Raw genomic sequence first — 21,116 nt, forward strand, 5'->3', positions numbered from 1 at the left:
CTGCTGGGCGACGTATTGAACTCCAAGTGCCATGTGTAGTCTTACTAGGGCATCGCGCGTGCTGGGGCGATCGTAGGAGCGGAAATGAGAAAACTGCTTGTACCTTGCGACGGTTCGGAAAGTGCATTGCACGCGGTGCGCCATGCTGTTTCGGAGGCGCTGGCCGGACCGGCGGCCGAGATCCACTTGTTGCACGTCATTGAACCAATGACGCCGGTAACGTTAGCCGAAGCGCTTTCCGCACCACGCCTGGACGAGCGCTTCCCCCCTCAGGCGGCGCAGGCGCTGGAGCCAGCCTTGGCCCTTCTGGATGAGGCCGGTACTACATACACGCTCCATTGCCAGTTCGGGCAACCCGCGCCCGAGATTGCAGCGTACGCGCGTGACGCCAATTGCGACGAGATCATCATGGGGACCAGGGGCCGGGGTGCACTTGCAAGCCTCATCATCGGATCGGTTGCGATGCAAGTGGTGGAACGGGTCGACATTCCGGTAACGCTGGTCAAATAGGCCCATCCTTCGAGCAGGCCGAGGACGACATGAAAAAAATACTCGTTCCCATCGATGAGTCAGCAAACGCCCTGCGGGGGATACAATATGCGGCCGGGCTGGCTCGCGCCAATCCGGCCGTGCAGCTCGACCTGTTGCACGTCCTCGATCCAACCAAATCACGCCCCTATTCAGCCCTGTCGTCCGGAGAACTGACGCGCCTCGCGCCCGAGGAATTCGTACGGAGCATGAGTGCAGCGCGCGAATTCCTGGACGCCGAAGGCATCCCGTATGAGGTGCATTGTCGGATGGGAGATCCGGCCAGCCAGATCATCGACCACCTCGCCGAATCGGCGATTGCCGCAGTGGTCATGGGCACGCGTGGACATGGACTGATGGGAAACCTGCTCCTTGGTTCCGTGGCATCGCGCGTAGTTCGCTATGCTCAAGTTCCGGTTACACTCATCAAGTAAAGCTGACGGAAGAGCCGCGCCCCGTCCGGCGAACGGAACCTGACTGCGCGCTACCCACCGTTACCTGCCGACCTTTACTCGGCTGAGGGTACGGTTGAACTGACCGACGTTGAGCCCATTGCCCCGGTCTCGCGCAGCAGAAAATGCAAGAACGTTGTGGCGATCAAGGACAACGGACGCGCTCGACGATACAGCACATACCAGGCGCGCTCAAGCGGGAAGTGCTCTACGGCTAGTTCCTTGAGACCTTCGTTGGCGGGAGGATGGCCCAGCACATGGCGTGACAGGATCGACAACCCCATTCCCCCTGCAACTGCCTGCTTGATTGCTTCATTGCTACCCAAGGTCATACGCACACGGAGTGAAATCCGTTGCTTGGCCAAATAGTCGTCGACAGCCATTCGCGTACCCGATCCTTCCTCGCGCATGATGAATCGTTCGGCAACGAGATCGAGCAACCGGAGCGGCGGCGGCCGGGAGTAGGAATAGCCCAGCGGGGCCACGACGACTAGCGGATTGTCCAGGAAAGGAATGACTTCGAAGGACTCGTCGGCCGGCGGCAGGCTCATGATGTAGAGCTCGTCGAGGTTGTCCTTGAGCCGTTCCAGCACCTGATCTCGGTTGAGCAATCCCAATTCGATATCGATGCCGGGATAGCGTTCGCAAAAAGGGCCCAGCATACGCGGAATGACGTACTTGGCCGTGGTCACCATCGACAGGCGCAAGTGGCCACGACGTACTCCTTTGTAATCGGAACAGGTCACTTCGAACCGGGCCCAGGCGTCGGTCATTTCACGGCAGGTCTGGTACAGCTCCTGCCCGACCTGCGTTAGCCGCACCCGCCTGCCGACCGGCTCAAACAGCGGCAAGCCAATCGCTTCCGACAGTTGCCGCATTTGAATCGATACCGAGGGCTGCGTCAGGTGCAGCTGCTCGGCAGCTCGGCTGAAGTGCTCGCTACGCGCCACAGCTTCGAAGATTTGCAATTGTCGCAAAGTCACATGCATGGCGACTCCCATCAATAGATGCTTCTCTATGAATCAGATTAGAAATCCTAACTATTCTTTATAACCGAGCCAGCGTAAATTTGTCCCGTCCCTCTTTCCTACATTGTAGCGATTAGCCAGTATGGCGCGGCAAGCGGCCTGCCGGCAGCAACCCGACAAATCATCCGGAGAAAACTCATGGACCAGCCTGTCGTTCTCATTGCCGGCGGATACGGCCGTATCGGCCGTGCCATTGCCAGCGTTCTGGCGCCGCGCTATCGTGTCGTCGCGCTGGAGCGGCGCTGTGGACAAGGCGCTAGGGACTGCATCGAAGCGGACATCTCGTCGGACGAAGAGCTCACGCGGGCGATGGAACAGTTTCGCGCCAGTTTCGGCGGGCGCATCGCCAGCGTCGTCCACTTGGCGGCATACTTCGACTTTTCCGGTGAAGACCACCCTGCCTACGGCGCCGTCAATGTGGATGGCACGCGGCGGCTCCTGCGTGCCCTGCGGGGGTTCCAGGTTGAGCAGTTTATCTATGCCAGCACCATGCTCGTCCACACTGCCACCTGCCCTGGCATCCCAATCACCGAGGACGGCACGCTGACACCCAAGTGGGCCTACCCGCGTTCGAAAGCGCAGGCGGAGGAAGTGGTGCGCAGCGAGCGTGGCGCCATTCCTGCAACCATTTTCAGAATTGCAGGCGTGTACACGGACGCGGGCGAGGTGCCGTCACTGACCATGCAGATTCAGCGCATCTACGAACGCCAGTGGGCCAGTCACCTCTTCCCTGGGGACCCGTCGCATGGACAAAGTTTCGTGCATGTCGACGACCTGGCGCAGGCCTTTGCGCAGGCTGTCGATCGCCGCACCAACCTGCCGCCCGAAACAACCATCCTCATCGGCGAGCCAGTAACGGAGAGCTACGAAGCACTGCAGAACCTGATCGGCCAGCTGCTTCACGGTGAACCGTGGGAAACGCGCAGCATCCCGAGGAGCGCCGCGTCGGCCGGCGCCTGGGTGCAGGCCAGGGTAGAAGACATCGTCCCCGACGCCATCGACGGCGGCATCGAGCCTTTCATCAAGCCCTTCATGATCGGGCTCGCCGACGACCATTATGAAATCGATATAGGCCACGCGCGCAAGCTGCTGGGGTGGGAGCCCAAGCGGCGGCTGCGCGACACTCTGCCGGCAATGGTGGACATGTTGAAGCGCGATCCGCCGGCCTGGTACCGGCGTAACGGCATTGCCCTGCCGCCCCGGCTGGCCGAGGTGTCCGATGCCGCCGCGCCTGAGCTGCCTGCCGATCAGCTCATCGGGAAATACGAAGCGCTACAGCGCGACGCACACCAGCGTACGCTCTGGTGCCATTTCGCTAACGTCGCGCTCGGCGCGTGGCTGGTGTCGAGTCCCTTCGTGTTCGGTCTGGCGCAACACTGGATGGAAGCGGTGGCGCCGGTGGCGCCAAACGGACGCGGTCTGGAATTCAGCCACACCTGGATGACAGCGAGCAACGTCATCACGGGCCTCCTGATCATGCTGTTTTCGCTGCTGTCGATCTCGCGCTTCAAGGGCTGGGCTCGCTGGACGGTGGCCTTGCTAGGGATCTGGCTGCTGTTCGCGCCACTCGTTTTCTGGACCCCCAGCGCGGCCGCCTATGCAAACGATACAATCGTCGGCGCGCTCGTGATCCTGCTAGCGGTAGGCATTCCGAACGCGCCTGGTGAAAGCATGGTCGGTCAAATGACCGGCCCTGACATACCACCCGGATGGAGCTACTGCCCGTCGAGCTGGAACCAGCGCATGCCGATCGTCATCCTCGCCTTCGTCGGGCTATTCGTGTCGCGCTACCTTGCTGCCTACCAGATGGGGCACATCCCCGCGGCATGGGATCCCTTCTTCGGCAACGGCACCGAACAGATCGTCACGTCCTGGCTCTCCGAAGCGTGGCCGGTAGCGGACGCCGGGCTGGGCGGCGCGGTGTATGTGCTGGAAATCGTGACGGGTATCATCGGTAGCCGCCGTCGCTGGCGCACGATGCCTTGGCTGGTGCTGGCTTTTGGTGTCATGATCGTGCCGCTGGGCGCGACCAGCATCTTTTTCATCATCGTGCAGCCGGTATGGCTGGGTGCCTGGTGCACCCTCTGCCTGATCGCGGCACTGGCGATGCTGGTCCAGATCCCCTACTCTTTCGACGAGATCCTGGCAACACTGCAATTTCTGCGCAGCAGTCGGCGCCAGGGCAAGCCGCTGCTGCGGGTCCTCATCTTCGGCGGCACCTGCCCCGGCGACGCCATCGACCGCTCAGACGACTTCACGCTACCGGCAAGGAAGGTCGTGCGAGAAATGCTCCGGGGCGGCGTGACCTTCCCCTGGACTCTGTGGGCCAGCATGGCGATCGGCATGCTGTTGATGCTCACGCCGCTGCTGTTCGGGACGCAAGGCGCTGCAGCGGACAGCGACCATGTCATCGGTTCACTGGTGGTGACCTTCAGCATCATGGCATGGGCTGAGGTGGCGCGGCCGCTGCGCTACGTCAATGCTGCGTTCGGGGCCTGGCTGGTCCTGGCGCCGTGGCATATCGCAGGCTTTTCAGTTCCCGCAGCCGCTGCCACTGTCGCTGCGGGCGTTGCCCTGATCGTGCTATCGATACCGAAGGGCGCGGTGGAGAGTCACTACGCCCAATGGGATGCCCGCATTGTGTAAAACTTGTCCCGACCTGCGTCCCGCCCTTTCAGATTGTTACATGGAGAGTTCATCATGAGTCCCGAAAATACCGAGCTATGCCTGGAAGTGCTGTCCGCGGTCGCGTGGGCCGACGCCGAGCTGACCATCGAGGAGATCGCCAAGGCGGTCGATCTGCTCGAGCCGATGAATTATTTGCCGAGGCACCGAATCGAAGAAATCTTCATGCTGCCGCGCCATCTGCCACATCCAGCCCGGCTACGCGCACTAGCGCCTGAAGAGTACCTGCGTCTGCTTCAGGACGCCAATCACGTAGCGGCCTGCTTCAAGGGCGTGGCGCCCGAGGAATTGCATGTATTGCGTACCCTGCAGATGGCCTTGCATGTGTGAGTGGCCCGATCCAGGTGGCCCCGCCGATCTCATTTCCAGTTCGTCGCGGCCGGGCCCGCGGCAAACGCATCGGTCCGCCCGCTCGCCGCAATTGGCCGGACCTTAGGCGTTCGAGGCGCCAATTGGTTCAACCGCGCGCGTTGACGCGCCTCACCCGCTGCATCATCGTGGGGCAGATACTGGTTACTGACGCGACGACTTCGCGCTTGAAACCGGAGGCACCGTGACGCAACCTGGCGACGCTCTTCATCCCCGTCCGTCGGATCAGGACAGCTTCATCGAAAGCCTCAGCCTGTTTGCCCAGCAGCACAGGGCCGGTCACTGGTCGGGCCCATTTTCCGCATTCATGCCCGAGGTCCTGGCGCTGGCGCCCGAACGGGTCGCGCGCAGCTCCCACCAATATATATGGGACATGATCCGCGCCACCTTCGTCCAGGATGCCGACGGCAAGGACCACTGCAAGCTGTTCGAGGACGAGCTGTTCGGCATCGACGAAGCGATCGACCGCGTCATCGATTACTTCAAGGCCGCGGCGGCCGGCTCCGAAGTGGGCCGGCGCCTGCTGCTGCTGCTCGGGCCGCCGTCGGGCGGCAAGTCCACCCTCGTCATCCTGCTCAAGCGCGGGCTGGAAGAATACAGCTACACCGACGAAGGCGCGCAGTACGCCATCACCGGCTGCCCGGTGCACGAGTCGCCGCTGCACCTGGTACCGCACAGCATGCGCGCCAGCTGCCGCAACACCTACGGCATCGACATCGCCGGCGAACTATGCCCGCATTGCCGCGCGCGCCTCGAAGACCAGTTCAGCGGCGACTTCATGCAGATGCCGGTCGAACGCTTCTTTATCTCCGAAGCCGGCCGCAGCGGCATCGGCACCTACGCGCCGCACGACCCCACCACGGCCGACCTGGCCGACCTGGTCGGCTCTATCGACCTGTCCAAGGTGGCCGAGTATGGCGACGAAGGCGATCCGCGCGCATGGTCCTGGTCCGGCGCCGTGTACGCGGCCAGCCGCGGCGTGCTCGAAATGATCGAGATCCTCAAGGTCAAGCGCGAGTTCCTCTACCTGCTGCTGACCCTGACGCAGGAAAAAAACGTCAAGGTGTCGCGCTTTCCGCTGATCTACCTCGACGAAACCATCCTCGCCCACACCAACCTGGCCGAGTTCCGCAAATTCCTGCAAGAGAGCGAAAACGAAGCGCTACTCGATCGCATGGTCATCATCCAGGTGCCCTACACGCTCAACTACAGGGAAGAAGCGCGCATCTATCACAAGCTCATTTCCTCGGCGGCGCCGGCGTTTCGCGACGTCCATCTCGACCCGCATGTGCTGCATGCGGCGGCCGTGTTCGCGATCCTCAGCCGCATCCAGGAAAGCGACGACAAGGAAGTCGAACTGGTGCGCAAGGTGCGCATCCATGCCGACGAGGAAGTCGAAGGAGTGAACCGTTCCGATGTGCGACGGGTCAAAGAAAAGGACAAGGCGCCGGACGAGGGACTGGCCGGTGTGTCGCCCCGTTTCGTCATCAACGCGCTGTCGAACGCCATCATCCAGTCGAACCAGAAGAGCCTGTCGACGATGGACGTGCTGCTCGCGCTGAAAGACGGCATCGAGAGCGACGCCCGCATCGATCCGAAGAAAAAGCGCAAGTGGGTCGACTACCTGGTACTGACGCGCAAGGATTTTTACAACCGCTGGGTCAAGGAAGACGTGCACAAGGCGCTGTTCGTGTCGTTCGAACAGGAAGCGCAGGACCTGCTCAACAAATATCTCGACGAGGTGGAGGCGATGCTCGACAACCGCCACATCAAGGATCCGATCACCAGCGAAGAGCGGCGCCCGGACGAGCGCTTCCTGCGCGCGGTCGAAGAGAAGATCCACATTTCCGAATCGGGCAAGCAGTCGTTCCGCCAGGAGGTGGTGCGCAAGGCGATGGGCGCCTACAAGCGCGGCGTCAAGTTCGGCCTCGACAGCCATCTGCAGCTCAACGACGCGGTGCAGCAGTATCTGTTCGAGCAGCGGCGCGACGTGCTGCGGCTGGTCAGCTCGGCCAAGCGGCCCGACGACGAGGTGCGCAACAAGGTCTCGGCCGTCGAAAAACGGCTGGTCGATGAATACGGCTACGACAGCCACAGCGCACGTGAAGCGCTAAACTATGTGACGACTTTGCTGGCGCAGGAATAGCCAGTGCGGGAGGCGGCGTGACGGCGACGATCAATACGGCCTGGTACGACCTGTTTTCGCGCGGTGCGCGCGACTGGCTGCGGCACAACGATAAAGTGCGCGAAGCCGTCCTCAGCCACTTGCCCGAGCTGATCGCCGGCCCCGACCTGATCACCGGCTCGCAGCAGCGCACCGTGCAAGTGCCGGTGCGCCTGCTCGAACACGCCCGCTTCAAGCTCGCCGACGGCCGCTCCAGCAGCGGCGCGGGCCAGGGCGACGGCCAGCCGGGCGACGTGCTGCATCCGGCTCCGCAGGGCAGCGCCGGCCAGGGCGAGGCGGGCGAAGGCGGCAATGGCGAAGGATCGCTGCAGCTGATGCTCGAATTCTCGGTCGACGAGGTGATGGACTGGCTGTGGGAGGAACTCAAGCTGCCCGACCTGAAACCCAAGCCCAACAGCCGCGTCGACGAGCCCGACCTGGTGCGCGAAGGCTGGGACAAGCGCGGCGCGCCGTCGCGGCTGGATCGGCGCCGCACCGCAAAAGAGGCAATCAAGCGGCGCGCGGTGCAGGCCGACCCGGTGCCGTTTACCAACGAGGACCTGCGCTTTCGCCAGATCGTCGCCCGTCAACGGCCCAGCACATCGGCGATGGTGTTCTTCGTCATCGACGTTTCGGCAAGCATGACCCAGCTCGAACGCAAGCTGGCCAAATCGTTCTTCTTTTTCGCGCTGCAAGGCATTCGCCGCAAGTACGCCAAGGTCGGCACCCGCTTCATCGCCCACACCACGCGCGCCTGGGAGTTCAGCGAAGCGGAATTCTTCCAGGTATCCGGCAGCGGCGGCACCATCGCCTCGAGCGCGCTTCGCCTGACGCTCGACCTGGTGCGCAGCGAGGTTGACCCGGCGCACGAGAATATCTACATGTTCTACGCGTCCGATGGCGAGAACTTCACCGAGGACCGGGCAGCAGCCAGCCAGGCGCTGACGGAGCTGGCCGGCAACCTGAACTACATCGGCTATGTCGAGACGCTGCCGGGCATGCCGCGCTCGCTCGACACCGAGATGCGCCGCTTGTGCAGCGACCTCGAACGGCGCGGCCTGCCGGTCGGCAGCAGCATCCTCGCCGGCACCGACGACGTCTGGCGCGCGCTGCGCAAGTTCTTTATCCAAGAAGCCGGCGCGGAAGGCGGCGCCGGCGCAGCGGCCGACGCTCGCGCCGTTCCACGCGGCGCCGGGCGGGAAGCGCTCTGATGAGCGCGGCCGCCGGCACGCCGTCCCAGTGCCTGGCCGAGTACGCCGAGCGCATCGAGGCGCTTGGGCGCGAACTGGGCATGGATTTTTTTCCGGTCAGTTTTGACCTGGTGCCGAGCAGTTTCATGGTCGAGATCGCCGTCTACGGCTTGCCGGTGCGGATGCGTCACTGGTCGTTCGGCGTGCGCTACATCCACCACCTGGTGCGCCAGCACATGGGCCACTCGAAGATCTTCGAAGTCATGTTTCCGGGCGATCCTTGCCAGGCGTTCATGCTCGAACACAATTCGCTGGCCGAGAACACCCTGGTGACGGCGCACGTGCTCGGCCACGCCGACTTCGCCAAAAACAATCAGCTGTTCGCCCGCTTCATCGCCATGGCCGGCAGCCACATCCTCGAACAGAGCGCGGCGCGCGCCAACCGGCTCGAGCGCGCCCTGGCCGCCCATGGCCAGCAGCGGGTCGAAGCGGTGCTCGATGCCGCGCTGGCGCTGGAAACGCACATCGACATCAACCAGCCGCTGCACCGCGAGCGCTATGCCGAGTTTGTCGCGCCGGTCGCGCAAGCGCCGCCTGACCCGTTCCGCGACCGGTTCGCCCGCCTGCCGGGCGAACAGCGGGCGGCGCCGGCGAAGGCGCCGCCGCAACCGGAAACGGACCTGCTGTGGTTCATCGCGCACTACGCGCCGGACATGGAAGACTGGGAGCGCGACATCTTCCTGGCGGTGCGCGAAGAAGCGTTCTATTTCCATCCGATCTATGCCTGCCAAATCATGAACGAAGGCTGGGCGTCGTATTGGCATGCGCGGCTGCTGCGCGAGGCCACGTTCCTGCCGTCCGACCTGTACGTGTCGGCCATCAAGTCGCATTCCGACGTCGTGCGTCCTTTCGCCGGCGGCCAGCAGCTGGCGCTGTCGCTGAACCCCTACCACCTCGGCTTTTCGATGTGGGAGCACATCATCGCCAGGCACGGCATGGAAACGGCGCGCCAGGTCGTGCGGGAGGAAGACGACTTCGGCTTCATTCGCAACTACCTCGACGGCGAACTGGCCGAGCAGCTCGACCTGTTCGTCTACGAAGAGCGCAAGGACGGCGAAACGAAGGTGGTCAGCCGCGACATCCATGCGATCCGCGAGGCGATCCTGGCGCCGAAGTTCAACTTCGGCGCGCCGGCGGTGACGGTGGCCAAAGTGGGCGCCGACGGCAGCCTCGACCTGCGTCACGACTACCTGCGCGACGGACGCGGGCTCGACCTCGGGCAGGCCGAGCGGGTCGTCGATTATGTGACGCGGGTATGGCGGCGCCCGGTGACCTTGCATACGGTCGACTTCCGCGGCGTCGTCAGGGTGTTGCCGGCGAAGAAACCGCTTGGCTGATCGCCCGCGGCGCCTGTCAGGTCTGACTGTTGCTCCCGGTTATGTTGAGATTCCTCAACAAGCGCGCCGGCCGCTTGCCTACCCTGTTAGTGACCCACATCAACTGTCGCACCCAGGAGGATTGCATGATCCGGCCAACCAGGACCCTCAAGGCCCGCTACCATCGGCGTGTCGCGCTGGCGCTGTCGCTCGGCATGGCGCTGGGCGCCTGCCAGCGCGGCACCGATCCGAGCGCGCTGATCGCCGAGGCGCGCAACTACCGGCAACAGGGCGACATCGGAAGCGAAGTATCCGGCGGCCACCGAATCGCTGCAACAGATCCTGCGCGGCGCACCGGATTACTACCCGGCCATTTTGCTGCTGGGCGCGGTTGCATCGGCCACCGGCGCCAACCAGCTGGCCGAACAGCAGGTGCAAAAATTTCTCGCCGCCTATCCGGGCCACTTGCAAGCGACCAAGCTATTGGCCGCCCTGCAACTGCGCGCCAACAACAGCAGCGCCGCGCTGGAACTGATGGCGCCGGTGCTGGCGCGCCACGCCGATGACGCCGACCTGCTGACCCTGGCTGGCGAAGCGCACATGCGCGCGCGCCATTTCAGCCAGGCCGCCGACTCCTTCGAGCGCGCCAGCAACTTGCGCCCGCGCACGTCGAGCCTGCATACCGCCGCCGCGCTTGGGCGCCTGGCCAACGGCGAACACGAGCGCGCGCTGGCCGAACTCGAACGCGCCGCGGTACTCGATGTCAAGTCGCCGCGCAGCGGCACCTTGCTGGTGATGGGCTTCTGCTGGCAAGAGCGTGCCTGGCGCGACAATCCCGATTCGCTATCGCTGGCGCTCAGGCTGACCGATTATTACGTGCGCGGCGGCGACACCCGCAAGGCGCTGGTATTGGCGCAAAAACTGCAAGCCGGCAATCCATCCAACCCGGACGCGCTGGCCATGCTGGCGCACGTGCACGTCGCCAAGAAAGATCTGCTGGCGGCCGCCGATGCCTACACCAGGCTCGCCGTCTTGCTGCCCACGTCGGCCAGGCCGCACATGAAGTTGGCCGCGCTGCAACTGGCGATGCGCGACGAGCGCGCCGCCACCGCCGCCTTGCGCAAAGCCATCGCCATTGAACCGGGCCTGATGGACGCGCACCAGACGCTGCTGGCGATGCTGCTGGCGCAAAAAAAATTCGCCGAGGCCGTACAGCTGGTGCGTGCCATGCAGCAGCGCCTGCCGCAGGCGAGCGGCGGCTACAAGCTCGAGGGCGACCTGCGCACGGCGCAGGCCCAGCCGGCCGCGGCGCTGGCGGCCTACGAACGGGCCTTCGCGCTCGAGCCTGCCAGCGCGCTGATGGTGCAGCTGCACGGCGCGCTGGTGGCGGCCGGCAAGCCGGGCGAGGCCGACCAGCGCATCGCCGAGTGGCTTCAGCGCAACCCCGACGACGTGCCGGCCAGGCTGCACGACGCCAGCAGCAAGCTGGTAAGAACCAACTTTCCCAAAGCAATCGAACAACTGGAGGAAGTGCTGCGGCGCGATCCGAACCACGTGCTCGCCCTCAACGACCTGGCCTGGAGCTACCAGCGCATAGACGACAAGCGGGCGCTCGCCTTTGCCGAGCGCGCCTACAGGCTGGCGCCGGGCAGCCCGGCCATCATGGACACGCTCGGCTGGATCTGCGTGGAAAATGGCGACCTGGCGCGCGCGCTGCCGCTGCTGCAAAAAGCCAGCGCGCTCGCGCCCGACGCCAGCGAAATCCGCTACCACTTCGGGCTGGTGCTGGCCAGGTCGGGCGACAAGCGCGGCGCCCGCCGCGAACTCGAGCGCCTGCTCGCCTCGACGGTCGATCCGTCCCGCCGCGCCGAGGCCAAGGCCTTGCTTGCCACCTTGTAAGGCAGACGATGCGCCAGCTTAGGTGCCAGGTCCCGGTGGCAGCGGCCCCGGCCGTCCCGTTTGTCGGCGAATTTGACACACCTGCGCGCCCGCCCTGCCCGGCTCATAACGCCCCGGCGCGATGATGCCGTCCGGGTCGAGCGCGCGCTTGATCCGGCTGACCACCTTCCAGAATACGTCGCCATGCGGGTCGAGCCCTGCCATCGACTGGATGCCGACGCGGTATGGAATGTATCCGGCGCGCATTACCGTATCGAACAACGCCCGGTAGCATTGCTTGGCGCGCGCCACTTCCGCCGGGTCTTCCTTGTCGTAGGCGACGGTAATGACGCCGCCGAGCGAGCGCTCGTTGATCATGCTGAAGGTGACGAACAGGTCGAAGCCATGCTCCTCGAAGATCGGCGCCACCATCGCGTGCAGCGCCAGCGCGTCGGCGCCGCGCATCGGCAGGATTGGCGAGACCCACAGCAGCCCGCAGTTGTCCGCCGCCGGGTTCGCCTGCAGCGGAAACTGCGCCGGCAGGCCGCCGCGCCGGCGCCAGTAGGCCCCTGCAAGGAAGCGTCCGTTCGGCACGCCGCGGTTCATGGCAAACAGCGCCTCGCCCATCGCCACCTGCGCGCGCAGGCGCTCGCCCAGGCCGAAGTAGCCGAGCAGACGCGCCAGCCGGGCGCCGATGCGCAGCTTTTCCTCTGTAAGAAAAGTCGACGTTGCTGCCGTGCCACGCAGGGCCCGGCGCAGCGCATCGCGCGCCGCCGCCACTTGCGCGCGGCTGCCGTACAGGGCGCCCGACACCGTCCACGCGCCGGCGCCGGCTTTTTCGCGCAAGGCGCGCCGCACCGCCTTCGGCACCGGCGCCTGGTCGCCGGCCTGCTCGCGCGGGAAGGCACGCCCGCCCGAAATGACGCGCAGGTCGTTGCCGATATGAACGATGCTGCGCAAGGTGCCGTCGAGCCTGAGCGGACGCAGCGCATCGACCACCGGGCCGATATCGGCGTGCTCGGGCACCGTGCAGATGAAGTGGTTGATGCATTCGGCCTTCGGCATCAGCCAGATGCCGACCTGGGTGACGACGCCGAAATTGGACTGGGTGAACAAGCCGTCGAGGAACGGGCCTACGCCGTACGGAAACAGGTGCGCCGCGCGCGCATTTGGATAGTGGCCAAAGCCGGTGTCGAGCACTTCGCCGCTGGCCAGCACCACCTGCAGCCCGGCGATGTGCTGCAGCCGGTTGCCGTACGGCGAATGGCCGAAACCGCGTTCGAGGATGTTGCCCAGAAAGCTGGTGTCGGGGCCGGCGCCGGTGCAGTCGGTCCACAGGTCGATCTGATGCGTGCGCAGGTAATCGGCCAGCTGCTGCTGGGTCACGCCCGGCTCGATCACCGCATACGCCAGTTGCGGGTCGACCTGCACGATCCGGTTCATGCGCGACAGCTCCAGCACGACCTGGCCGTCGGTGACCGCGCAGGCGTCGCCGTAGCCCCAGTTCTTGCCGGTGCTCACCGAGTACAGCGGGGTCTGGTGACGGCGCGCCAGGTTGACCAGCGCGATCACTTCGGCGCGCGAGGCGGCGCTGACTACCGCCAGCGGCGCCGTGCTGCGCGAGGCGGTGCTGCGCGCATAGCGCTCGAGCGTGTCGGCGTCGTCGCGCACATGCTCGGCGCCAACGACCTGGCGCATCGCCCGCAGCAGCAGCGCGCCGCGGCCGGCGCTGCCAGGTCCCCTGCCTTCGTGTCTTGCATCCTGTTCAGCCATGGCCGTTCCTTAGTTGAGTCCGGCGATCAGGCGGGCGGTGATGCCCGGCTCGTCGGTCGACGCGAAAAAGTAGGGATAGAACGAGCGTTCCTCGCCGTGCTGCTCCATCAGGCCGCCCCAGCGGGCGATCTGCTCGCCCATCTGCTCGAGCGGCAGGCGCAGCAGCACGGCCGGCGCGCCGACCCGGCTGCATTCGCGCTCGGCGCCGAAATCCTGGAATCCCAGCATGCGCTGATAGAACATCACGTGGCGCGGATTGACCTCGATGACGTAGTCGGAATAGCGGTGGATGTTGCGCGCGTAAATGTAGGAGATGTGGATCAGCGAGGCAAACACGCGCTTGCTCACGCCCTTGTCGATGGCCAGCCGCGACGGTTCGCACAGGCGCCGCCCCTGCGCGCGCAGCAGCGCCAGCTTGTCGCCGAAGTTGTCGTCGGCCGGCAGCTGCACCTCGCTGTCGAGGCACAGGCTCATCGTGCCGACCAGCATGCCGCCGGTCTCGGCGTACAGGGTGATCTTGATGGCTTCATGGAAGCGGTTCGGCTCGAACGCGTAGCCGCGCCACCCGTACATCTTGCGGATCAGCAGGCTGGCCGCCTCGCGGTGGCGCGCCGAGCTGGCCATGCGGATGTGGAAGATCTGGACGTCGAGCGGGTGGTCGAGCGCCGGATCGGTGCCGTGTTCGCCGATGCACAATTCGCGCGCGCCGGCGGGAGCTGCAAATGTCGCGATGGGTAATTCATCCTGAATCATGGTGTCGTCCTCCGGTTGGCCAGGCACGCCGCGCGCGGGCCTGGATTGATGAGTTGTCAACGTCAGACAGAGTCATGCGTAGAACAGTTCCGGCCTCAGCAACAGAGTTTGCCTTTGGACAAATCAAGGTTTTTTTCGGAAATTCTTGCACATGCTGCCGAGGCGGCTTGCCGGCCGCACGCGTCGATTGCCATGTCCTTGATTCCACAGTCGAAATTGGCATGGCATGAAGCTTGCGAGAAGCTGTGGCAAGGGCCGCGGCGCCCGAGTCGTTCAGTTCTTGTCCACCGGAGGGCCAGCGATGAATCCATTGCAAACGAACATGCTCAATGCGCTGGTCGGCGCCGCCATCGCGCTGACCGCCATCGCCACCGCCGCGCCCGCGCGCGCCGAGGCCTTCGCCCAGTCGATCCTGGTGATCGACAATCTGCGCCTCACGCGTGCCAACGGCACGCCGTTCCGCGGCGTCGATTTCGCCGCCTTCAGCGGCGGCAGCGCCGGCTACGCCGGCAGCGGCCTGAACGGCCAGTTCGCCAACCTGCTGCAGGCCGGCAGCGGCGACGTCCCCCAGCAAGTGGTCGGCGCCTTGCCGCCGCGCCCGGAAAACAGTTTCCTGCCGTTCGCCCACCCCGCCGGCGCCAGCTATGGCGCCGCCGACCAGTTCATGACGGGCGAACTGATCACCACCGCCGCCGGCGCGGCCGGCGCCACCCTCAGCAGCCGCGCCGACGCCGCGCTCGGCGCGGCCGGTGCGGCGACGGGCAACGCCGGCATGGCGAGCGCGACGACCTTCCTGTTCGAACTGGGCGCCGACGAATTGATGACCATCTCGTTCGACGCCTTCGCCTTCAGCGCGGCAAGCGTCGACGGCGCCCAGAGCCAGCAGAACAGCGCCAGCGCCCAGCTGGCATGGACCATCAGCGTGCTCGACGTGACCAACGGCGCCGTCGTGTTCACCTTCCAGCCCGAGGAACTCAACGCCATGAGTCACGTCGGCCGCGCCACCGGGCTGGCCGGAACCAGCAGCTACGACCCGGGCTGGATGGCGTTTTCGGCCACCGTCGGCGCGCTGAGCGGCGGCACCGCTTACCACCTGTCAATCTCCCAGTCGGCCGCGGCAAGCGTGCTGGGCGCCCAGCCGATGCCGGAACCGGGCACCTTGTCGGCCATCGGCGCCGGCCTGCTGGCGATGGCCGCGCTGGGCCGGCGCCGACGGCGCTGATGGTGTCGCATCGCTGGAAAGTTTTGATTGGAATCAACACGGCCGGATGTAGCAATTTTTGGCACTTGTGCCAGCCATATAATCATGCAGCGGCGGAGCCGGCAGTACCGCTCTCCTCGCCGCGCGACACGGAGACCGACAGGACATGGAGGAGCTCATCACCCAACTGCTGTCCAGCGTGAGAGGCATCTGGAAATATCGCTGGCTCGCCGTCGCGCTGATGTGGGTGGTCGGCATTGCCGGCTGGACCCGCGTGGCCACCTTGCCCGACGACTTCCAGTCGACCGCCCGCGTGTTCGTCGATACCCAGAGCATTCTGAAGCCGCTCCTGAGCGGCATGGCGACGATGCCCAACGTCGAGCAGCAGGTGGCGATCATGAGCCGCACCCTGCTGTCGCGGCCGAACGTCGAGCGCGTCATGCGCATGGTCGACCTCGACGTGCGCGCGACCACACCGCGCCAACACGAGCAGCAGGTCGAGCAGCTCACCGCCAAGTTGAAGATCAGCGGCACCAGCACCTACGACATCTACACCATCAGCTACAACCACAACAACCCGAAGCTGGTGTGCGACGTCGTGCAGTCGCTGCTGACGATCTTCGTCGAAGGCAGCTTCAAGGGTAAGAAAGGCGACTCGCAAAAGGCGGTGCAGTTCATCGACGAGCAGATCAAGAGCGTCGAGCAAAAGCTGGTGGCCACCGAGAACGCCGTCAAGGAATGCAAGATGCGCAACAGCGCGCTGCTGCCGCGCCAGGGCGTCGACTACGGCGCCCAGCTGGCGGTGGCGGCCGACGCGCTCAATACGGCGCGGCTGGAACTGGCCGAAGCGCAGCAGTCGCGGCGCGCCATCAAGGCCCAGGTCAGCGGCGAGGCGCCGCTGTCGGCGCTGGGGCTGCGAGCGCCCGTCAATCCGGAAATCGACGCCCGCCTGGCCGCCGTCAACAGCAACCTCGACAACCTGCGCATGCAGTACACCGAACGGCATCCCGACATTGTCGCCGCGCGCCGCCTGATCGCCCAGCTCGAAGCGCGCCGCATCGACGAAGCGCGCCACCGCGGCGCCGACTTCGACCCGGGGCGCAATTACAGCCCCATGCTGCAGCAGCTGAAAGTGGCGCTGACCGAGGCCGACGCGAAGGTCGCGGCGATCAAGGTGCGGGTCGACGAATACGCCGCCCGCCACGAGCGCCTGCGCGCGCAGAGCAATGCGGTGCCGGAAGTGGAGTCGCAGCTGGCGCAACTGAACCGCGACTACCTGATCAACAAGGACACGTACGAAAAACTGATCGGCCGGCGCGAGGCGGCCAAGCTGTCGGGCGAACTGACGTCGACCACCGAGATGATGACGTTCAAGATCATCGACCCGCCGACGATGCCGGTCGCGCCGATCGGCCCGAACCGCCCGCTGCTGCACAGCGCGGTGCTGCTCGCCGCGCTGGCGGTCGGCATCGCCGCCGCCTGGTTCATCAGCCAGGCGCGCCCGACCTTCGACGGCCCCGGCACGATGCGCCAGGTCACCGGCCTGAACGTGCTGGGCACGGTGCAGATGAACTGGACCGCCGCCGAGACGGTCAAGCGGCGCCGCGCCCAGGTGGCGCTGGCGCTGGCTTTCCTGTCCTTGTTGCTGTGTTACGCCGCGATCCTGGCGTCGTCGCTGCTGAGATTGTGAGGAGGCCGCCATGACCGATACCGTTTTCGATCCGGACAGCGCCGGTCTAGCAGCGGCGACCGAGCACGCCGGCGTCCGCTTCGTCGACATCAACCTGGCGCGCCTGCACCAGATGGGGATGGTGACCCACGACGGCGGGCGCACGCCGGCCGCCGAGAACTTTCGCATCATCAAGCGCCCGTTGCTGCGCAGCGCGGCCGCCGCGATCGCCGCCGGGCGCAAGAACGGCAACCTGATCGTCGTCACCAACGCGCTGCCCGGCGAAGGCAAGACGTTTTGCGCGATCAACCTGGCGATGAGCATCGCGATGGAAAAGGACCACACGGTGCTGCTGGTCGACGCCGACGTCGCCCGGCCGTCTGTGCTGAAGGTGCTCGGGCTGCCCAACACGGCCGGGCTGATGGACGTGCTGCTGTCGGAGCGGCGCGCGCTGGCCGACGTCATGCTTAAAACCAACATCGCCGGCCTGTCGATCCTGCCGGCCGGGCGCAGCAACAAGCACGCCACCGAACTGCTCGCCAGCCAGAGCATGAGCCTGCTGCTTGACGAGATCGCCGGGCGCTATCCGGACCGCATCGTCGTGTTCGACTCGCCGCCGCTGCTGCTGACGACCGAGGCGACCGTGCTGGCCGGCCAGATGGGCCAGGTGGTGCTGGTGGTGGAATCGGAAACGACCACCCAGCGCGCCGTGCGCGAGGCGCTGCGCCGGCTCGACCAGTGCGCCGGCGTCAATCTCATTTGCAACAAGACGCGCGCCTTTCCCGGCGACGATTACTACGGGTACTACGATTGATGTCGACGAAAGACCATCATGGACCGCCCGCTGCAGCAAAATGCCATGACGCTCGACGTGGAGGACTACTTCCACGCGGCCGCGCTGGCGGCGTATTTTCCGCGTGCCGGCTGGCCCGGCCTGGCGCCGCGCGTCGAGCGCAATGTCGCGCTGGTGCTGGCCACGTTCGAGCGCGCCGGCATCAAGGCGACTTTTTTCACGGTCGGCTGGATCGCCCGGCGCCACCCGGCGCTGGTGCGCGCCATCGTCGCCGGCGGCCATGAACTGGCCAGCCACGGCTATGCGCACCAGCGCTCGTGGGAGCAGTCGCGCACCCAGTTCCGCCGCGACATCGTCGGCAGCAAGCAACTGCTCGAAGACATCGGCGGCGTGGCCGTGCTGGGCTACCGGGCGCCCTACTTTTCCGTCAGCGTCGACAACCGCTGGATCTTCGACACGCTGTTTCGCAGCGGCTACCGCTACAGCTCGAGCATCGATCCGGCCTGGCCGCAGCGCCTGCCGTCGGCCGCGCGCACGCCGCGCTTCGCCTTCTTCCCGTCGGGCGCCTCCGGCATCCTCGAGCTGCCGGTGGCGACGATCCGCCTGCTGGGGCGCAACCTCGGCGCCGGCGGCGACGCCTTCGGGCGGCTGCCGTATGCCGTCACGCGCGCCATGCTGCGCTCAATCAACCAGGCCGAGCGCCATCCCGTCGTGTTCCATTTCGAGCCGGCGCTGCTCGACGCCGCGCCGCCGCGGCGCATCCTGCAGTACGCCGGCCCGGGCCGCATCGAACGGCGCCTGCTGCTGCTCAGTGCGGATTTCCGCTGGGACCGCATCGACAACATCTTTCCGGTGCTGCCGTGACGCGCACCGCTGAACCCGGACCAGGCAGAGGCCGCACTGACCTGGCTCCTTCACCTTGCGCGGCACAACCTTCTGTGCGGAGTAGATCATGGCAGCGACAGTAGAACAACCCCGGCTGGTGGTGCACCTGGTCCACCAGCTCGACGTCGGCGGTCTCGAAAACGGCCTCATCAACCTGATCAGGCACATGCCGCCGGAGCGCTACCGCCACACCATCGTCTGCCTGAAGGACTACACCGAGTTCCACGCCCACATCAAGGAGCGCGGCGTCGAGATCATCAGCCTGAACAAGCGCGAGGGCAAGGATTTCGGTCACTACATGCGCATGTACAAGACCTTGCGCGCGCTGCAGCCGGACCTGATCCACACCCGCAACCTGTGCGGCTTCGAAGGCCAGCTGGTGGCCGCGCTGGCCGGCATCAAGCTGCGCGTGCACGGCGAACACGGCCGCGACATGAGCGACCTGTATGGCAAGCGCCTGAAATACCAGGTGCTGCGGCGCGTGCTGCGCCCTTTGATCGGCCATTTCATCGCCGTCAGCGCCGACCTCGAGCACTGGCTCATCGACAGTGTCGGCGCCGAACCGGAGCGCGTCTCGCAGATTTGCAACGGTGTCGACAGCGTGCAGTTCCATCCGCGCCTGGGGCCGCCGGCAGCGGTCGGGCCGGCCGGCTTCATGCACGACAATGCGTTCGTCATCGGCAGCGTCGGGCGCATGGTCGACGTCAAGAACTACCCGACCCTGGTCGAAGCGTTCTTGCGCCTGATCGCCTCGCCCCACCCGGCGCACCAGCGCCTGCGCCTGTTGATCGTCGGCGACGGTCCCGAGCGCGCCGAATGCCTCGACATGCTGACCCGCGCCGGCGCCTCGCACCGCGCCTGGCTGCCGGGCGAGCGCACCGACATCGCCCAGCTGCTGCGCACGATGGACCTGTTCGTGCTGCCGTCGCTGGCCGAAGGCAGCTCCAACACCATCCTCGAGGCGATGGCCACCGGGCTGCCGGTGGTGGCCACCGCCGTCGGCGGCAACACGGAACTGGTGCATCCGGGCTTTACCGGCATCCTGGTGCCGCCCCGTTCGCCCGACCTGATGGCGGCGGCGATTGCCGACTACTGCCGGATTCCGGAGATGGGTGCGCGCCACGGCATGCGCGCGCGCAGCCAGGTGATCGCGCGCCACAGCCTGCCGGCGATGGCGCGCGGCTATCTGGCGGTGTACGACTCGCTGCTCGGCCACGCGCCGTGCGCCGGCACCGAGCCGCCGCGCCGCTAGCGCTGCCCGCAGGAGGGCGCGCTAGCGGCGATCGCTGCCGCCAGTCCGTGCTCGCGCCGGCCGATCTCCTGCGCGTCGGCGTAGTAGCCGGCCAGCTGCAGCGCCACGCTGTCCCACGTGTACTGGCGCACCAGCGCGCGCACCCGCTCGCGCGGCGGCGGTGCCTCGAGCAGGTCGAGCAGCGCGCTTTTCTGCGCGCGGCTGTCGTTCCAGCGCGCCGTTTTTACCGCAAAATCGCAGTTCGGCAGTTCCAGCGCGCTCTCGTCGCTCATCACCACCGGCGTGCCCGCCGCCAGCGCTTCGAGCACCGTGATCGGGAACGCTTCGCCCTGGCTGGGCAGCACGAACACGGTGGCCGCCGCATACGCGCTGGCCAGCATCCGCGTCTGCTGGCGCAGCGCGCCCATGCAGATCACGCCGGGCACCGCGCGCAGGCGCCGCAGGTAATCGGTATCGCGCTCGGTCGCTTCGCCAATCACCACGAACGGCAGCGCCAGTTCCGACAGCGCCTGTGCGATGCCCAGCTGGTTCTTGTACGGCGAGACGGCGCCGACCATCAGCGCGAACTGGCCATGGATGCCGGTGCGGGCGCGAAACAGTGCCGCATCGGCGTCGAACAGGTGCGCACTGACGCCGTTGGGCAGCACGCGCACCTTGGCCGGATTGATCAGGAAGGCATTGCGGATCGCCGCGCGCTCCGATTCGCCCAGCGCCACCACCAGGCTGGCCAGCTGCAGCACATGGCGCGTCTGCGCGTAGCTGGTCTGCACGTCCCATGCGGTCAGCTTGCCGAGCACGCGGTCGGCCAGCCGCGCGCGGGCGCCGTTGGAGCGGTTCCAGCCGGGCGCGATCAGCGCCGACAGCACCACCGGCACCTTCAGCGCCACCGCTTCGTCGACGATGCGGTGGTTGCCGTTGACGGCGGCGAACACGTGCACCAGGTCGTAGTCGTCCAGGCGCGAACGGAACGGGTCGACCAGTTCAGCCTCGATGGCGCCGCGGCCGGGAACCTGGTCGAGCCGGTTCAGCGCGTTGACCGTCTCGCGCACCTGCACCTGGACGCTGCCCTCGCGCTGGAACAGCATCGGGTAAGACAATATGCCAACGCGCATCGGGCGCC

17 protein-coding genes are annotated in these 21,116 nt (G+C 66.0%); 13 read left to right on the plus strand and 4 right to left on the minus strand.

Features of this window, described 5'->3' with window-relative positions; genetic code table 11:
• Positions 1–84: 84 nt before the first annotated feature.
• Together CR105_RS11465 and CR105_RS11470 are read left to right on the plus strand one after the other, a co-directional pair.
• Positions 85–510 (plus strand): universal stress protein, encoded by a 426-nt coding sequence (locus CR105_RS11465; protein ID WP_099788576.1) that lies wholly within the window; start codon positions 85–87, stop codon positions 508–510.
• Positions 511–539: 29 nt separating this feature from the next.
• Positions 540–962 (plus strand): universal stress protein, encoded by a 423-nt coding sequence (locus tag CR105_RS11470; protein WP_099788577.1) that lies wholly within the window; start codon positions 540–542, stop codon positions 960–962.
• Positions 963–1,036: 74 nt separating this feature from the next.
• Here the strand turns inward: CR105_RS11470 and CR105_RS11475 are convergent, their stop codons facing one another.
• A complete protein-coding gene (locus CR105_RS11475; RefSeq protein ID WP_099788578.1) occupies positions 1,037–1,969 on the minus strand; it encodes a LysR family transcriptional regulator in 933 nt (310 codons plus the stop codon).
• Between the two features lie 177 nt (positions 1,970–2,146).
• Between CR105_RS11475 and CR105_RS11480 the strand changes: the two genes are divergently transcribed.
• The 6 genes from CR105_RS11480 (at position 2,147) to CR105_RS11505 (ending at position 11,691) form a co-directional block, all read left to right on the plus strand.
• Entirely contained in the window at positions 2,147–4,654 is a 2,508-nt protein-coding gene (locus tag CR105_RS11480) for an NAD-dependent epimerase/dehydratase family protein (RefSeq protein ID WP_099788579.1), read from the plus strand.
• Between the two features lie 54 nt (positions 4,655–4,708).
• On the plus strand, positions 4,709–5,023 hold the full coding sequence (locus tag CR105_RS11485) for a hypothetical protein (protein ID WP_099788580.1): 315 nt from the start codon (positions 4,709–4,711) through the stop codon (positions 5,021–5,023).
• A gap of 223 nt (positions 5,024–5,246) precedes the next feature.
• Positions 5,247–7,208, plus strand: coding sequence for a serine protein kinase (locus CR105_RS11490; RefSeq protein WP_099788581.1), 1,962 nt, complete (start codon positions 5,247–5,249; stop codon positions 7,206–7,208).
• Positions 7,209–7,225: 17 nt separating this feature from the next.
• Positions 7,226–8,437: a DUF444 family protein gene (locus CR105_RS11495; RefSeq protein ID WP_099788582.1), complete on the plus strand. Its 1,212-nt coding sequence runs from the start codon at positions 7,226–7,228 to the stop codon at positions 8,435–8,437.
• Positions 8,437–9,813, plus strand: a complete 1,377-nt coding sequence (locus CR105_RS11500) for a SpoVR family protein (RefSeq protein WP_099788583.1) — start codon at positions 8,437–8,439, stop codon at positions 9,811–9,813. Before CR105_RS11495 ends, CR105_RS11500 begins: the two co-directional genes overlap by 1 nt.
• 354 nt (positions 9,814–10,167) lie before the next feature.
• A complete protein-coding gene (locus CR105_RS11505) occupies positions 10,168–11,691 on the plus strand; it encodes a tetratricopeptide repeat protein (protein WP_099788584.1) in 1,524 nt (507 codons plus the stop codon).
• A gap of 18 nt (positions 11,692–11,709) precedes the next feature.
• On the opposite strand, the gene CR105_RS11510 is transcribed toward CR105_RS11505, so the two are convergent.
• Entirely contained in the window at positions 11,710–13,443 is a 1,734-nt protein-coding gene (locus CR105_RS11510) for an FAD-binding oxidoreductase (RefSeq protein WP_099788585.1), read from the minus strand.
• Positions 13,444–13,452: 9 nt separating this feature from the next.
• On the minus strand, positions 13,453–14,196 hold the full coding sequence (locus CR105_RS11515) for an N-acyl amino acid synthase FeeM domain-containing protein (RefSeq protein ID WP_099788586.1): 744 nt from the start codon (positions 14,194–14,196) through the stop codon (positions 13,453–13,455).
• A 301-nt stretch (positions 14,197–14,497) separates the two neighbouring features.
• Between CR105_RS11515 and CR105_RS11520 the strand changes: the two genes are divergently transcribed.
• From CR105_RS11520 to CR105_RS11540, 5 genes are all read left to right on the plus strand, one after another.
• Positions 14,498–15,418, plus strand: a complete 921-nt coding sequence (locus tag CR105_RS11520) for an EDSAP-1 family PEP-CTERM protein (RefSeq protein ID WP_131021676.1) — start codon at positions 14,498–14,500, stop codon at positions 15,416–15,418.
• 145 nt (positions 15,419–15,563) lie between these two features.
• Positions 15,564–17,087, plus strand: a complete 1,524-nt coding sequence (locus CR105_RS11525) for an XrtA system polysaccharide chain length determinant (RefSeq protein ID WP_099788588.1) — start codon at positions 15,564–15,566, stop codon at positions 17,085–17,087.
• A 10-nt stretch (positions 17,088–17,097) separates the two neighbouring features.
• The gene (locus CR105_RS11530; RefSeq protein WP_099788589.1) at positions 17,098–17,880 is read left to right on the plus strand and encodes an XrtA-associated tyrosine autokinase; all 783 of its coding nucleotides are present in this window, start codon (positions 17,098–17,100) and stop codon (positions 17,878–17,880) included.
• Between the two features lie 18 nt (positions 17,881–17,898).
• A complete protein-coding gene (locus CR105_RS11535; RefSeq protein WP_099788590.1) occupies positions 17,899–18,723 on the plus strand; it encodes a polysaccharide deacetylase family protein in 825 nt (274 codons plus the stop codon).
• Between the two features lie 88 nt (positions 18,724–18,811).
• Positions 18,812–19,996 (plus strand): TIGR03088 family PEP-CTERM/XrtA system glycosyltransferase, encoded by a 1,185-nt coding sequence (locus tag CR105_RS11540; RefSeq protein ID WP_099788591.1) that lies wholly within the window; start codon positions 18,812–18,814, stop codon positions 19,994–19,996.
• Here the strand turns inward: CR105_RS11540 and CR105_RS11545 are convergent.
• On the minus strand, positions 19,993–21,108 hold the full coding sequence (locus CR105_RS11545) for a glycosyltransferase family 4 protein (RefSeq protein ID WP_099788592.1): 1,116 nt from the start codon (positions 21,106–21,108) through the stop codon (positions 19,993–19,995). The two genes, CR105_RS11540 and CR105_RS11545, sit on opposite strands and share 4 nt — an antisense overlap.
• Positions 21,109–21,116 lie beyond the last annotated feature (8 nt).

Origin of the sequence: Massilia eurypsychrophila (genome assembly GCF_002760655.1) — a bacterium.
In the GTDB taxonomy this organism is placed as follows: domain Bacteria; phylum Pseudomonadota; class Gammaproteobacteria; order Burkholderiales; family Burkholderiaceae_D; genus JAFCUW01.

Coding starts and splice junctions, on each gene's coding strand:
- CR105_RS11465 (WP_099788576.1), top strand. CDS start 85: ATGAGAAAACTGCTTGTACCTTGCGACGGTTCGGAAAGTGCATTGCAC.
- CR105_RS11470 (WP_099788577.1), top strand. CDS start 540: ATGAAAAAAATACTCGTTCCCATCGATGAGTCAGCAAACGCCCTGCGG.
- CR105_RS11475 (WP_099788578.1), bottom strand. CDS start 1,969: ATGCATGTGACTTTGCGACAATTGCAAATCTTCGAAGCTGTGGCGCGT.
- CR105_RS11480 (WP_099788579.1), top strand. CDS start 2,147: ATGGACCAGCCTGTCGTTCTCATTGCCGGCGGATACGGCCGTATCGGC.
- CR105_RS11485 (WP_099788580.1), top strand. CDS start 4,709: ATGAGTCCCGAAAATACCGAGCTATGCCTGGAAGTGCTGTCCGCGGTC.
- CR105_RS11500 (WP_099788583.1), top strand. CDS start 8,437: ATGAGCGCGGCCGCCGGCACGCCGTCCCAGTGCCTGGCCGAGTACGCC.
- CR105_RS11510 (WP_099788585.1), bottom strand. CDS start 13,443: ATGGCTGAACAGGATGCAAGACACGAAGGCAGGGGACCTGGCAGCGCC.
- CR105_RS11515 (WP_099788586.1), bottom strand. CDS start 14,196: ATGATTCAGGATGAATTACCCATCGCGACATTTGCAGCTCCCGCCGGC.
- CR105_RS11520 (WP_131021676.1), top strand. CDS start 14,498: ATGAATCCATTGCAAACGAACATGCTCAATGCGCTGGTCGGCGCCGCC.
- CR105_RS11525 (WP_099788588.1), top strand. CDS start 15,564: ATGGAGGAGCTCATCACCCAACTGCTGTCCAGCGTGAGAGGCATCTGG.
- CR105_RS11530 (WP_099788589.1), top strand. CDS start 17,098: ATGACCGATACCGTTTTCGATCCGGACAGCGCCGGTCTAGCAGCGGCG.
- CR105_RS11535 (WP_099788590.1), top strand. CDS start 17,899: ATGGACCGCCCGCTGCAGCAAAATGCCATGACGCTCGACGTGGAGGAC.
- CR105_RS11540 (WP_099788591.1), top strand. CDS start 18,812: ATGGCAGCGACAGTAGAACAACCCCGGCTGGTGGTGCACCTGGTCCAC.
- CR105_RS11545 (WP_099788592.1), bottom strand. CDS start 21,108: ATGCGCGTTGGCATATTGTCTTACCCGATGCTGTTCCAGCGCGAGGGC.